Source organism: Streptomyces sp. SD15 (assembly GCF_054462255.1).
In genome coordinates this window covers 17,807-31,139 of the sequence record NZ_JBTLMO010000004.1, presented here as the reverse complement: position 1 = coordinate 31,139, position 13,333 = coordinate 17,807, and the positions used below count along the sequence as shown (strand labels likewise).

At 70.5% G+C, this 13,333-nt stretch carries 12 protein-coding genes, 1 tRNA gene and 1 riboswitch; of the genes, 7 read left to right on the top strand and 6 right to left on the bottom strand.

Annotated features, from left to right (window positions below):
* Positions 1-77: 77 nt before the first annotated feature.
* Together ACX28W_RS05110 and ACX28W_RS05105 are read left to right on the top strand one after the other, a co-directional pair.
* Positions 78-506 (top strand): hypothetical protein, encoded by a 429-nt coding sequence (locus tag ACX28W_RS05110; protein ID WP_458997556.1) that lies wholly within the window; start codon positions 78-80, stop codon positions 504-506.
* Complete coding sequence (locus ACX28W_RS05105; RefSeq protein ID WP_458997555.1) at positions 493-1,371, top strand: GNAT family N-acetyltransferase; 879 nt, start codon at positions 493-495, stop codon at positions 1,369-1,371. Before ACX28W_RS05110 ends, ACX28W_RS05105 begins: the two co-directional genes overlap by 14 nt.
* 239 nt (positions 1,372-1,610) lie before the next feature.
* Here the strand turns inward: ACX28W_RS05105 and ACX28W_RS05100 are convergent, their stop codons facing one another.
* The 3 genes from ACX28W_RS05100 to ACX28W_RS05090 form a co-directional block, all read right to left on the bottom strand.
* A complete protein-coding gene (locus tag ACX28W_RS05100) occupies positions 1,611-2,009 on the bottom strand; it encodes a hypothetical protein (protein ID WP_458997554.1) in 399 nt (132 codons plus the stop codon).
* Positions 2,010-2,698: 689 nt separating this feature from the next.
* Positions 2,699-3,325, bottom strand: coding sequence for a GTP cyclohydrolase II (locus ACX28W_RS05095; RefSeq protein ID WP_458997553.1), 627 nt, complete (start codon positions 3,323-3,325; stop codon positions 2,699-2,701).
* A 143-nt stretch (positions 3,326-3,468) separates the two neighbouring features.
* The gene (locus tag ACX28W_RS05090; RefSeq protein WP_458997552.1) at positions 3,469-3,978 is read right to left on the bottom strand and encodes a MarR family winged helix-turn-helix transcriptional regulator; all 510 of its coding nucleotides are present in this window, start codon (positions 3,976-3,978) and stop codon (positions 3,469-3,471) included.
* Positions 3,979-4,047: 69 nt separating this feature from the next.
* Between ACX28W_RS05090 and ACX28W_RS05085 the strand changes: the two genes are divergently transcribed.
* The 5 genes from ACX28W_RS05085 (at position 4,048) to ACX28W_RS05065 (ending at position 9,639) form a co-directional block, all read left to right on the top strand.
* On the top strand, positions 4,048-5,190 hold the full coding sequence (locus ACX28W_RS05085; RefSeq protein WP_458997551.1) for a dihydrofolate reductase family protein: 1,143 nt from the start codon (positions 4,048-4,050) through the stop codon (positions 5,188-5,190).
* Positions 5,191-5,276: 86 nt separating this feature from the next.
* Positions 5,277-5,350, top strand: a tRNA-Met gene (locus ACX28W_RS05080).
* A 635-nt stretch (positions 5,351-5,985) separates the two neighbouring features.
* The gene (locus tag ACX28W_RS05075; RefSeq protein WP_458997550.1) at positions 5,986-7,113 is read left to right on the top strand and encodes a PP2C family protein-serine/threonine phosphatase; all 1,128 of its coding nucleotides are present in this window, start codon (positions 5,986-5,988) and stop codon (positions 7,111-7,113) included.
* Between the two features lie 254 nt (positions 7,114-7,367).
* A riboswitch (cyclic di-AMP (ydaO/yuaA leader) is annotated at positions 7,368-7,523 on the top strand.
* A gap of 11 nt (positions 7,524-7,534) precedes the next feature.
* Positions 7,535-8,578: a M23 family metallopeptidase gene (locus tag ACX28W_RS05070; protein ID WP_458997549.1), complete on the top strand. Its 1,044-nt coding sequence runs from the start codon at positions 7,535-7,537 to the stop codon at positions 8,576-8,578.
* A gap of 116 nt (positions 8,579-8,694) precedes the next feature.
* Positions 8,695-9,639 carry an aldo/keto reductase gene (locus tag ACX28W_RS05065; RefSeq protein ID WP_458997548.1) on the top strand — a complete coding sequence of 315 codons (945 nt, stop codon included), beginning with the start codon at positions 8,695-8,697 and terminating at the stop codon, positions 9,637-9,639.
* Between the two features lie 31 nt (positions 9,640-9,670).
* Here the strand turns inward: ACX28W_RS05065 and ACX28W_RS05060 are convergent, their stop codons facing one another.
* From ACX28W_RS05060 to lhgO, 3 genes are all read right to left on the bottom strand, one after another.
* Positions 9,671-11,032 (bottom strand): PrsW family intramembrane metalloprotease, encoded by a 1,362-nt coding sequence (locus ACX28W_RS05060; protein WP_458997547.1) that lies wholly within the window; start codon positions 11,030-11,032, stop codon positions 9,671-9,673.
* Between the two features lie 63 nt (positions 11,033-11,095).
* The gene (trmB, locus tag ACX28W_RS05055) at positions 11,096-11,944 is read right to left on the bottom strand and encodes a tRNA (guanosine(46)-N7)-methyltransferase TrmB (protein ID WP_458997546.1); all 849 of its coding nucleotides are present in this window, start codon (positions 11,942-11,944) and stop codon (positions 11,096-11,098) included.
* Positions 11,945-12,094: 150 nt separating this feature from the next.
* Positions 12,095-13,330, bottom strand: a complete 1,236-nt coding sequence (gene lhgO, locus ACX28W_RS05050; protein WP_458997545.1) for an L-2-hydroxyglutarate oxidase — start codon at positions 13,328-13,330, stop codon at positions 12,095-12,097.
* Positions 13,331-13,333: the final 3 nt, after the last annotated feature.

Here is a 13,333-nt window from a genome sequence, read left to right as displayed (position 1 = left end):
TTGACCTGCGTCGACGGGGGTTCCGTCGTTTCCGGGGCCCGCTCGGCGGACGAATCCGCCGCCGGGGTGGTCACCGAGTGGTCACGCTGGTCACCGGACGGCGCATCGGGCGCGGTGCGGCGGCGGCACGGTACGAGATCGAAAGGTTGGGGCGCGAGCAGGGCACCGACGGCGTCCTCGTCGAGATCGATCACGCGGTCTTCACCGGACGCCGTCTTGGGTTTGCCGAACGAGACGCCGAGGTGCCCAGCCTTGCAGTACAGGCATGGCGCGGGCGCCTCGGTTCCCTGGTGTTCTACGCCGCAATTTCGCTGAAGAAGTTCAGCAACGAGCCGACGGCGAAGTCCCTTGATGGCAGCGGTGTTCGCTGTGCCCCGTCGCGGAACCCTCCAGAGTTCTTGACCGACTTCCGTTCATGCCACACGAGTTCCTGCCGCCTCGCCTCAGCGGGAAACCACGGGCGCACGCCGACAGCATGGGAAATCATGAAGCATGCGACCGGATGACTGGCACCTCACCGAAGACGTCGACGCCTTTCTCGCCCGAGCCGGGGATTTCCTGCGCTCGCGTCCTGCCCTGCACACCATGCCGCTGACGGTGACCGAGAAACTGCGAACAAGCGGGGCGGACGCAGACGGCGCCCAAGCCCCCGTCTTCGGCCGACTGGAGCGAGTGGGCAAGGTTCACGCCACCTTCTACCGCCTCCCGTCCCGCGGCCTGAGCCTCACCCCCCTCACCCCCGACGATGCCGACACCCTCGCCGCCCACCTGGCCGCACTCGGGCACTCCCTTCCCTACGTCGGAGCGGTCCACAGCACCGCCACTGCTTTCGCCGAGGCATGGCAGCGGCACACAGGCGCAGCGCCGACACTCGGCAAGCGGATCCGTCTGTACCGTCTCGGCACGCTCACCCCTCCGGAGCCGCTCCCAGAGGGTCGGGGTCGAGTGGTGGGCGAGCAGGACCATGAGCAACGCGTGTGCTGGTGCGGCGAGTTCGTCGACACCGTCGGAGAAGTCCCCGCCGTGGACGCCGGCTCCTGGGCCGGCTCGCGCTTCGCCGACAGACACTTCACGTTCTGGGAGACCCCGGACGGCACTCCCGTCTCCATGGCGGCCGTGACCTCGATGATCGCCGGCATGGTCCGGGTGGACCCCGTCTACACCCCGGCTCACCTCCGGGGTCGTGGCTACGCGGGCGCTGTGACGGTCGAGGTGAGCAGAGCCGCGCTGGCCGCAGGTGCGACGGACGTCGTGCTCTTCGCGGACCCTGCCAACCCCACCAGCAACGCCCTCTACCAACGCGTCGGGTACGTCCCGGTTACCGACTGGGCTGTGTACGACTTCTCAGGTGCCGCACCGGAAGTCAGTTAAGAATTCTGGAGGGTTCCGTGACAGGCACAGCGGATACCGCCGCCGTCAGGGGACTACGCCGCCGGCACCCAGCCGGTGAGTTCGCCGCGTCCGGCCATGCGCTCTCCCCGAAGTTGACCGGCGCCCAGTGCCCTAGGGCTGGGCGCTGTCACGGTCCTTGCGGATACCGCATCCCTCAATTGCTGCCGCGTGCACCTGGGGCGGGAGAGCGGCAGCCCCGTTCGGGACCCCTGTGCGCGTCAGGAGCAGAGGCTTGCCTTGAGCGCGGCATTGATTGCCTGGGCCTCGGCGTCGGTCACCTCGTGCTCGGAGGTGGAGAACCGGGCCTTGGCGGTCTGGTCGGCGTTGCCGCCGCCGGTGATGGTGGAGCACTGGTTACGCGCGTTGTCGATGGCGTCGTCCTCGTCCGTGACGAGCGCGGGGTTGATGGCTTTGAGGACCTCGATGAGTGCGGTGCGTGTTGCCGCGTCGGGCTCGGCCGGGATGCCGACGGCGTTCTCTGCCTCGCTGTGGTCGACGGACTGTGTCGCCTTCGGCGTGCTGCTCTTGGTGGGCTCGGCCTTGTCGTCGCTGCTGCAGCCGACGAGGGTGACGGCGAGTGCGGCGGTGACGGCCGCAATGGTGGTGCGGATGCGCATGATCCCCCCTGGGATGTTGTGCCTGAGGGGACATCATCCGCTAGGTGGTACCTGACTCCTGCCCCCTGGTTCGTCGAGGGCGGCGACGTCTTTGACGGCGTACCAGGGCTGTCGTGGACTGCCGCCGGACCGCTTCGGTCGCCCGCGTCGGACGAGCTGGCGCAGGCCGTCGAGGCCTAGTGGAATGAACCGTATGTAACCTATGTGACTAAGGGGCATGGCCATGAACGCTAGCCATTGGAAGCGATCCGTCGTCTTGAGCTCGGCTCTCATCCTTGCTCTTACGCCGGTTGGCCTGCAGCAGGCTTCGGCGGCCGCGCCGAGCGAGACCCACGCGAGTGCGTCTACAGCTGTTTCCAGCCAAGAGGACTACCGGCGGGGCTACAGGGACGGCTTCCGGGATGGCTACGCGGATGCCAGAAAGGACTGCCGACGGGATCGGCGCGGGGGAGACTTCCGCGGCAAGAACCGCGACTACACCCGTGGCTACGCCAATGGCTTCAGCGACGGCTTTGCCCGGGCAGAACGGCGGTACTGCTGAGCCTGTCCGAGGATCAAAGCGTGGGATGCAGGCGGGTGTTCAGCAGTTCATCAAGTGAGTGAGGCAGTAAGTGGAAAGTCGCTGCCCACTGTTGGGGGCACTGAGCCTCTGAGAGCTCCTCCACGCGCCGACGGCGAGGGCGAGGGCGTCAGCGCGCCATGAGTTCCGGCAGGGGCAGCGTGTGCTGGGTCTGGAGGACCTTCGCGCGCAGGTAATGGACGTTGTGGGCGGTGGTGAAGACGCCCGTGGGCACCCGGTGGGAGACCGTGACGCCCAGGTCGCGGAGCTGGTCGGCCTTGTCGGGGTTGTTGGAGAGCAGGTCCAGGTCGTCGATGCCGAGGGCCTGGAGCATCTGCGCCGCCGCTGTGTAGTCGCGGCCGTCCTCGGGCAGGCCCAGTGCGGCGTTGGCGGCGTAGGTGTCGAGACCCTGGTCCTGGAGGGCGTACGCGTCGAGCTTGTTGTAGAGGCCTATGCCGCGGCCTTCCTGACGGAGGTACAGGAGCACGCCCCCCCGCTCCGCGATCCGCTCCACCGCCTCGCGCAGCTGCGGGCCGCAGTCGCAGCGGGCCGAGCCGAAGACGTCGCCGGTCAGGCACTCGGAGTGCAGGCGCACCAGCGGAGTCGCTCCGGGCTCGCCGAGCACGACGGCGAGGTGTTCCTTGCCGTCGGCCAGGCCGTGGAAGGTGACCAGGTCCGCGCCGACCGAGTAGCCGTCGCCGAAACGCAGGGGCACAGCGACGCGGGTGCGCACCGTGGCGGTGGGGAAGTCGCGCATGTTGTCTCTCCGGCTTCAGGTCAGTGCTTCAGATTTGAAGCACATCCTCGAAGCAGACACTACATGCTGCTTTAAAGTTCAAGCAATACGTTTTCGTGTGCGCGGCGGTCTTCTTGCGTGTCGCGGCACACCCGGCTCGCGCCTCACGATGAGCAGGAACGCCGCCGCCAGGGCAGATCTTCCCCGCCGTCACCGGGATGCTCGCCCTGGATCGCCCGCGTGATGCTCCCGCAGATCTCCTCCAGCTGCCCCACCTGCTCGGGGGTCAGATGATCGAAGAGCGCCGTCCGCACCTGTTCCACATGACCGGGCGCCGTACGTTCCAGTACGGCCATCCCCTCGTCCGTGAGGACCGTGACATGGCTGCGCCGGTCGCTGGGGCAGCCCTCGCGGCGCACCAGGCCGTCCTTCTCCAGCCGGCTCACGCCGTACGTCAGCCGGCTGCGGGTGATCTTCAGGATCTCCGCGAGGTCGGTCATCCGCAGCCGCCGGTCCGGTGCCTCGGACAGCATGGCCAGGATGGAGTAGTAAAGGTGGGGCATACCGGCCTCGGCCTGGAGTTGCCGGTCGAGCGTGTCCTCGAGGAGCGAGGAGGCGGCGATGTACGAGCGCCAGGCGCGTTGTTCGGTCGGGGTGAGCCAGCGGGTCGTCATGCCGTTCAGTCTAGGTATTGTTTAAAAGTTGAACCACCGAGAGGTGTCGAGATCCGGAGGCCGTGCCCCATGCCCCACCCCTACGTCCTGTTGTCCGCCGCCGTCTCCCTCGACGGCTTCCTGGACGACACGGGGCCCGAGCGGCTGCTGCTCTCGGGCCCGGCCGACTTCGACCGGGTCGACGAGGTACGGGCGTCCAGCGACGCGATCCTGGTCGGCGCGGGCACGCTCCGCGCGGACAACCCCCGGCTCCTCGTCAACTCCGCCGAGCGACGCGCCGCACGGGTCGCCGCCGGGCGCCCGGAGTACCCGCTGAAGGTCACGGTCAGTGGATCCGGCGACCTCGACCCGGACGCGCAGTTCTGGCACACGGGCGGCGAGAAGGTCGTCTACACGACGGACAAGGGGGCCGAACGGGCCGCCGACGCCCTGCGCGGACTGGACCGGGTCGACGTCGTCCTGACGGGCGCCGAACTGGACTGGCGCGTCGTGCTCGAACACCTTCATGACGTACGAGGGGTGCGGCGCCTCATGGTCGAGGGCGGCGGCCGGGTCCACACCCAGCTGATGCGGCAGGGGCTGGCCGACGAGTTGCAGCTCGCCGTCGCGCCCCTCTTCGTGGGGGAGCCGGACGCGCCGCGGCTCTTCGGGCGCGGTGGGTACCCGCCCGGCCGGATGCGGCTGGTGGAGACGCGCCCGGTCGGCGACGTCGTCCTCATCCGATACGCCCCCACGGCCCCCGGCGTCGGCGCTCTCGCCTCCGCCGCGGACCGGCACTGGCTGCGGCTCGCGTGCGAGCTGGCGGAACTGTGCCCGCCGTCGCGGACCGCGTTCAGCGTGGGAGCGGTCGTGGTGGCGGCCGACGGAACCGAGCTTGCCCGTGGGCACTCCCGGGAGGGGAGCGATGCCGTCGTACACGCGGAGGAGGCGGCCCTCGCCAAGATCGATCCCGCGGATCCGCGCCTTCGCTCCGCCACCGTCTACAGCAGCCTCGAACCGTGCGCCCGCCGCGCCTCCCGGCCCGCTCCCTGCGCCCGGCTGATCCTCGACGCGGGAGTACGGCGGGTCGTCACCGCGTGGCGCGAGCCCGACACGTTCGTGGCGGCGGCCGACGGTACCGGGCTGCTGGTGGCCGCGGGTGCGGATGTCGTCGTACTGCCGGAGTACGAGGAGCGGGCGGTGGCACCCAACCGGCACCTTCTTTCCCCGTGAGGAACCCGCCCGGATGAACGGCAGGAGGGGTGCGCGTAAACGCGTGTGCTTCGGACCCCGCGGATGGCGTACACTAATTTCAACGACGCGGGGTGGAGCAGCTCGGTAGCTCGCTGGGCTCATAACCCAGAGGTCGCAGGTTCAAATCCTGTCCCCGCTACTGAAGGCCGAGGGCCGGAACTCAGATTCATGAGTTCCGGCCCTCGGTTTTTTGGCTTTCCGCATCCGCGCGCACGCCGCTTTCTCGCGCCGCTTTCTCACGCCTCGACGGTCGGTAGTCTTGCGCTCACTATGAGTTGCCTTCGCTGGATGGAACGGCGCGGACCGGTGCCCGCCTTGTTGCTCGCCGTGGGCGCGCTGTCCCTCGGGGCCTGCCACGGCGGCCCCGGCCTAGCGCCGCGGGACGGGACCGTCATCGCCCCGGCCGGGTACCACCACGGTCCCTTCCCCGGGGCTCGCCGTCCGGGCGGTCCGGCTGGTGCTTCGCGTACGGAATCTCTCGTGGCGGGAGGATGCTCCTGGCGGGAGGGATGCGCGCGGACCGGCTGGGGTGCGAGCCGCTGATCGTCACGGGCGCCCGCAGCAGGTGATCCTGCGGGACGCGGCGCGCTGCGGGGCGGTCGCCGCGGAGGGTCGGGTGCGGGGACTTCCCGCTGTCACGCATCCCTCGGTCGGCCCACCCCGCTCGCCCCCCGCCCCCGCTCCGGGAAACCTGGACGGGTGGGGCAGCGAGGAGGTGCGCAGCGGGCTGGAGGGTCCGACGACCGGGCGGGCCGGAAGGTGCCCAGGCACTCCGTGTCCGATCCGAGGCCGCAGGGCGAGCCGACTCCGTGCCCCACCGAGGGGAAGCGGCGGAAAATCTCGTACGTGCGGGCCTTCGTCCGGGCGCTGCCCGCGCTGCTCGTCGTCGCCGGGGCGTTCTACGAGTACCTCACGCCGACGGCGTACACCGCGGGCCCCCTCTTCACGGCCGCACCGCTCGTGGCCGCGCCGCTGTTCTCGCTGCGCGGCACGGTGCTGACCGGCGCCGCGGCGGTCGTCGTGGTGCTCGCGATCCACCTCCGGTTCGGCCTCGCCTTCACCGTGGACGCGATCACCGAGACGTTCACGGTGGCGACGGTCTCCGTGCTGGCCGTGCTCATCAACAACCTTGTACGCCGCGGCGGCGAACGGCTCGCCTCGGCCCGCGAGATCGCCGAGGCGGCCCAGCGTGCCGTGCTGCCGGAGCCCGAGGAGCGGATCGGCGGGCTCGAGGTCGCGGCGCGGTACGAGGCCGCGCAGGCCGGCGCGTTCATCGGCGGCGATCTGTACGCCGTGCAGGACTCCCCGCACGGCGTACGGCTGCTGGTGGGCGACGTACGCGGGAAGGGTATGGGCGCGGTGGGCGCCGTGGCGGTGGTCATCGGGTCGTTCCGGGAGGCCGCCGAGCAGGAGGCGACGCTGGAGGCGATCGCGGGGCGCCTTGAGCGGGCGCTGGCGCGCGAGGCCACCCGGCGCGACAGCATCGAGATCTCCGAGGGGTTCGCCACGGCCGTCCTCGCGGAGATCCCGCACGGAGGCCGCGTCGTACGGACCGTCAGCCGCGGCCACCCGCCGCCGCTGCTCCTGCGCGAGGACGGTTCGCTGGTCGAGCTCGCCGCCGAGGACCCCGCACTGCCGCTCGGCATGGGCGAGTTGGGCACCTGGCCGGACCGTGGGGAGGAGGTGGATTTCCCACGCGGGGCCATGCTCCTCTTCTACACGGACGGCCTGTCCGAGGCCCGCGACCGGCACGGGAACTTCTACGATCCGGCGGCGCGTCTGGCCGGGCGGGTCTTCGGCGGCCCGGACGCGCTGCTGGCCACGCTCGCCGAGGAGGTCCGCCGGCATACGGGCGGCGCCTTGACCGACGACATGGCGCTGCTCGCGGTACGGCGTCCGTGACTGTTGCGCGCGGTTCTTGATCGTTGTCACGAGGGGTGATCGGTCGACGCCCCTCCGCATAACAACTGACACGCCGTCAAGTAAACGTGTTTCGGTGAGGCGTGGTCAACTCGCCCGATTTTCGCCGGTCATCACCCGTAAGTCCTGGCCAAAAGCTGTTAACGATCAGTCCGAACAGCTTGGAATCCGGTGCCCGAGTCTATTAACGTTCGATAACGCAGCGCGGTCGTCCCAGCCGTCACAAGAGATGGCTCCGTGCGCACGCGCCGAATCCCGCAAGGGAACCGGGGAACCACCAATTTGGGGTGAATCGAGCGTCTTTCGCGGTGAGATACCGCGGTTGACGCGCGTAGGAGACCTTCCTGCTCCGAACCCGTCAGCTAACCCGGTAGGCGAGAAGGAAGGAAAGGAGCACGCCCACGTGGCGTCCAACCGGCCCGCCCAGCCCACTTCGTTCGCGCCGAACGACACTCAGACTTTTGGCTACGCATACGGCAACGACGAGGGCCCCTGGGAGGAGTGGAATCCCACCGAGGATTCCGTCCGTCCCGTCCGCGGCCGGCACCGCGTCTCCAAGCAGCGCGGGGGCGGACTCGCGCGCAGCTCCACGGTCCTGGGCGTCGGCGTCATAGCCGCCGTCGGCGCGGGCGGCATGGCCACCGCGGCGCCCGGCAAGCCGCCGGTGTCGATCTCGCTGCCCGACCTGTCCTCGGTCACCGACTCGGCCAAGGCCCTGATATCCGACGACGGCGGCTCCAGCACGCCCAAGGGCTCCGCCACACCGCTCACCAGCGCCGGCCTGACCAGCGCCGACGCCTCGGAGGGCAGCAAGGACGCGGGCGAGGCGCTGCGTGCCCGCATCATCCAGCAGGCGGAGTCGCAGCAGGACCAGGTCGACAAGGCGGCCCAGGCCGCCGCCCAGGCCGCCGCCGCGAAGAAGGCCGCCGATCAGGCTGCCAAGGCGGAGGAGGCGGCCGAGGCCAAGGCCGCCGCCGCGAAGGAGAAGGCGGAGCAGGAGGCCAAGGAGCAGGCCGAGGCCGCGCGCCTCGCCGAGCTCGCCAAGAGCTTTGCGCTGCCCACCTCCTCGTACACCCTCACCTCGACCTTCGGCCAGGCCGGCTCCCTGTGGTCCTCCGGCTACCACACCGGCCTCGACTTCGCCGCGCCCACGGGCACGCCGATCAAGGCGATCCACAGCGGCACGATCACCGAGGCGGGCTGGTCCGGCTCGTACGGCTACCGCACGATCCTCACCCTCGACGACGGTACGGAGCTGTGGTACGCCCACCAGTCCTCGATCGGCGTCAGCGTCGGGCAGAAGGTCAACACGGGTGACGTCATCGGGCGTGTGGGCGCGACCGGCAACGTCACCGGGGCGCACCTCCACCTGGAGGTCCACACCGGCGGCAGCTCCACCGGGATCGACCCGATGGCGTGGCTGCGGAGCAAGGGCCTGACCCCCTGATCTCAGCCTTGATCTCGGCTCTGATCTCTCGGCTCTGATCTTTCCGTCCTGATCTCTCCGGTGGGGCCGGCTTGCGTGCGGAATATACGCGTCCGGTACGCATGTTGAAGTTGAGCATGACTTCTCTTCGCAAGCTCGGCTCCTCCGACCTCGAGGTCTTCCCGCTCGCCCTCGGCGGCAACGTCTTCGGCTGGACCGCCGACGAGACGCAGTCCTTCGCCGTCCTCGACGCGTACGCCGCGGCGGGCGGCAACTTCGTGGACACCGCTGACGCCTACTCCGCCTGGGTTCCCGGCAACTCGGGCGGCGAGTCGGAGACGATCATCGGCCAGTGGTTCGCCGCCCGCGGCAACCGCTCCGACGTCGTCCTCGCCACCAAGGTCAGCGCCCACCCCGAGTACAAGGGGCTGGCCCCGGCGAACATCAAGGCCGCCGCCGACGCCTCGCTGCGCCGCCTGGGCACGGACTACATCGACCTCTACTACACCCACTTCGACGACACCTCGGTCCCGGTCGAGGAAATCATCGGCGCGCTCGACGAGCTGGTCCGGGCCGGCAAGGTTCGTGCGATCGCCGCCTCCAACATCTCTCCCGAACGGCTCTCGGAGTCCCTGGAGTTCTCCGACCGCGAGGGCTTCGCGCGCTATGTCGCCCTCCAGCCCCACTACAACCTCGTCTCGCGCGACACCTATGAGGGCCGGCTCCAGGAGATCGCCTCCCGGGCCGGCCTGGCCGCCGTCCCGTACTACGCCCTCGCGTCCGGCTTCCTCACCGGCAAGTACCGCCCGGGTACGACGGTCGACTCGGCGCGTGCCGAGGGCGCGGCCGAGCACCTCGAGACCGAGCGGGGCATCCGGGTCCTGGCCGCCCTCGACGAGGCCGCCCAGGCCCACGACGTCCCCGTTGCCACGGTCGCCCTGGCCTGGCTCGCGGCCCAGCCGACGGTCGCGGCCCCCATCGCCTCGGCCCGCACGGTCGACCAGCTCCCGGCGCTGCTCGGGGTGGCGGACCTGGTGCTCACGGACGCGGAGCTGGCGAAACTGACGGAGGCGTCGGCCTGAGGCCGCCGTACCGTATCCCGCGTACGGGCCCTTACGACTGATACGGGTTGTAAGGGCTGTAGGCGGGATACGGCGCCGGCGGGTGGCCGTAGCCGTGGTTGCCGCCGTAGCCGTACCCGGACCACGGGGGCGGTACCGGTACCGGCACGACCGGGGCCGTCGCCCGTGCCGCGTACGCGAGGGAGGGGCGGGCGACCTCCCGGCGGCGCCAGAGCTCGTGCAGCAATTCCCGCTCCCGTACGACGAAGTCGGCGTCGGCCCGGCCGAGCCGCCCCCGGTGCCGCAGAAACGCGAGCGAGGTCGCGTACGCCTCGTACTGGGCGACCGAGCGCGCCGCGGGCTTGCCGAAGCGACGGGCGGCGTATTCGCGGGCGAGTCGCCGTGCCCGCATCGATCCGAGCGCGTACGGCTCGGGCGCGGTCAGCCACCCGGCGGCGGTGTACGCCGGAAGTTCGGTCCGCACGGTCTTCAGCTCCCGCTGCCGCGTCCAGATGACGAGGAAGGTGAGCAACCCGAACGCCGGCACCATGAACGCGCCGTACACCGCGAAGAACCCGTACTCCCCGAAGTTCGACGAGCCGTTCCAGACGGCGTGCATGCCCATCGCGAGCAGCAGCCCGGCGAGGGGCAGCAGGCCCCGGCGCAGCCGCCGGCGGTCGGCGGACAGCGCCGCGATGCCGAAGCCGATGCCGGTGAGCACGGTGAACAGCGGGTGCGCGAAGGGTGACATCACGACCCGGACGAAGAAGGTCGCGGCGGTGACGGAGGCCAGTCCGCGGTCGCCGCTGAGCTGGTCGGTGCCGAAGGCGTTGCCGAGGTAGAGGATGTTCTCGGTGAAGGCGAAGCCGGTCGCCGTGACTCCGGCTATGACGACCCCGTCGACGATCCCGGTGAAGTCCCGTCTGCGGAAGAGGAAGATCAGCAGGACGGCCGCGGCCTTCGCGGACTCCTCGACGATCGGCGCTATGACGGTCGCGCCCAGCGTGTCGGCGCTGGACGGGTCGGCGGTGGCGGTCGCTATCCACCGGGTCGCGAAGCTGTTCGCGACGATCGCTATCAGCGCCGCCGCGCATGCCCCCCAGGCGAACGCGAAGAGCAGGTTCCGCCAGGGGCCGGGCTCGACCCGGTCCAGCCAGCGGAACGCGGCGATGAGGAGCGGGACGGGCAGTACGGCGAGGCCGAGCCCCACCAGGAAGCCCTCGGTGCCGGTCTGTTGGCGGACCAGGGCCAGGATGACGAGGCCGGAGAGCGCGAGCAGGGAGATCAGCGCGCCGTACCGCACCCACTTGTGCTGCCACCAGTGCGCGTGCCGCAGCGCACCGTCGGACCGACCGTCGGCCGCACCCCCGGCAGGACCGCTGGGGTACGTCGGGTACGCGGGAAAGGTCGCCACGGCATTGACCCTAACGAGGGAGGGGCGCTGCCCGCGACGGTCCCGGTGCGGCCCGCAGGGGTTTCAGCCGCCCGAGGCGTGCTGGTCTTTTTGCTGGTCTAGGTGCTGTACGCGCCGGAAGAGGAGGTCGTTCACCACATGACCCTTGTCCAGTCCCTGGCCCTCGAAACGGGTCAGTGGCCGGAACTCCGGACGTCGCGCGTAACCGCCGTCCGGCTGGGTGTTCTCGAAGTCCGGGTGCGTGCTCAGTACGTGCAGCATCTCCTCGGCGTACGGCTCCCAGTCGGTCGCGCAGTGCACGAGGGCGCCGGGCTTGAGGCGGGTCGCGGCGAGGGTGAGGAACTCCGGCTGGATGAGCCGCCGCTTGTGGTGCCGCTTCTTGGGCCACGGGTCGGGGAAGTACACGCGCAGGCCGTCGAGCGAGTCGGGCTTGAGCATTTCCCTGAGCAGGATGATCGCGTCGCCGTTGCCGACTCGGATGTTGGTCAGGCCGCTCTGGTCCGCGAGGTTCAGCAGGTTGCCCTGGCCCGGTGTGTGCACGTCGACGGCCAGGATTCCGGTCTCCGGGTCCTCGGCTGCCATCTGTGCGGTGGCCTCGCCCATCCCGAACCCGATTTCGAGTACGACGGGACGGTCGCCCCCGAACAGCTCCGCCAGATCGATGACCCGCTGCCCGTCGATGTCCAGCCCCCACTTGGGCCACAGCCGCTGCAACGCGTCCGCCTGCCCCGCCGTCACCCGGCTCCGCCGGGGCTGAAAACTCCGGATCCGCCGCTCGAAGTGCGACCCGGCCGGATCGGCCTTCGGCCCGTCGGGGAACCGGGGCTCGCCCTTGGCACGGACACGACGCGGGGAGCCTCCGGCGGCGGGAGCGGCCTGGGGCTCTTCGGGGGAGTCAAGGGAGTCAGACACAGTGGGGTCGATTTTACGGGGGCCGGGGTTGTGGAATTCGCCCCCGCCGCCCCTACCCTCCCCCAAGCTCTCGGCTTCGGGGAGGGTAGGGGCGGCCGGGGCGAAAGAACTCGCCCCGGCCACCACCGCACCGGACCACCCGTCACACCCTCACCACGCCCCCAACGCCCCCAACGCCCGCCGGGCAACCTCCCTCCCGATCGGCAGCGAAGCCGTAGCGGCAGGCGACGGCGCGTTCAGGACATGCACCGTCCGCTCCCCCTCCTTGATCAGGAAGTCGTCCACCAGCGTCCCGTCCCGCAGCACCGCCTGCGCCCGCACCCCCGCCGCGGCCGGCACAAGGTCGTCCGCCGTCACCGCGGGCAGCAGCCGCTGCACGGCCCCGGTGAAGGCCGCCTTGGACACCGACCGCCGCAGCTCCCCCGCCCCGTACCGCCAGTGCCGCCGAGCTATTCGCCAGGAGCCGGGCCAGGCGAGGGCCGCGCCCACCTCGCGAAGGCGGACGACACCCCACCCGTACCCCTCCCGGGCGAGCGCGGGCACCGCGTTGGGCCCGATGTGGACGCCCCCGTCGATCCCCCGGGTGAGATGCACCCCGAGGAACGGGAAGGCGGGGTCCGGCACCGGATAGACCAGTCCGCGGACCAGCTCGGGACGCGCCAGCGAGTAGTACTCACCCCGGAAGGGCACGATCCGCATCCCGGGCTCGTCCCCCGCGAGCCGGGCGATCTCGTCGGAGTGCAGCCCCGCGCAGTTGACCAGCACGCGCGCGCGGAGGACCGCCCCGGCACCCGTGCGGACGGCGACTCCGAGCGCGGGCCGCCGATCGATGCGGACGACCTCGGCCCCGTATCGGATCTCGGCTCCGGAGGCCTCCGCGAGCTGCCGGGCGACGGCGACGAAGTCGCAGACGCCGGTCGTGCCGACATGGATCGCGGCGAGTCCGCGCACCTCCGGCTCGTACTCCGCCATCTGGGCGGGTCCCAGCTCCCGCACCGGAATTCCGTTCTCCCGCCCGCGCTGCACCAGACCGTGCAACCGGGGCAGCTCCGCCTTCTCCGTGGCGACGATCAGCTTGCCGGTGATGGCGTGCGCGATGTCGTACTCCGCGCAGAACTTGACCAGCTCGGCGGCTCCCCGCACCGCGTACCGCGCCTTCAGCGAGCCCGGCCGGTAGTAGATCCCGCTGTGGATCACTCCACTGTTGCGCCCTGTCTGGTGGCGGGCCGGCCCCCGCTCCTTCTCCAGCACCGTCACCCGCGTGCCCGGCGCGGCGCGCGTGATCGCATACGCCGTGGACAGGCCGACGATCCCGCCGCCGATCACCAGCACATCGCAGTCGTAAACGATCCGCACCTGCTCCACCTCCCGGCTTCGATAGTGCACTGC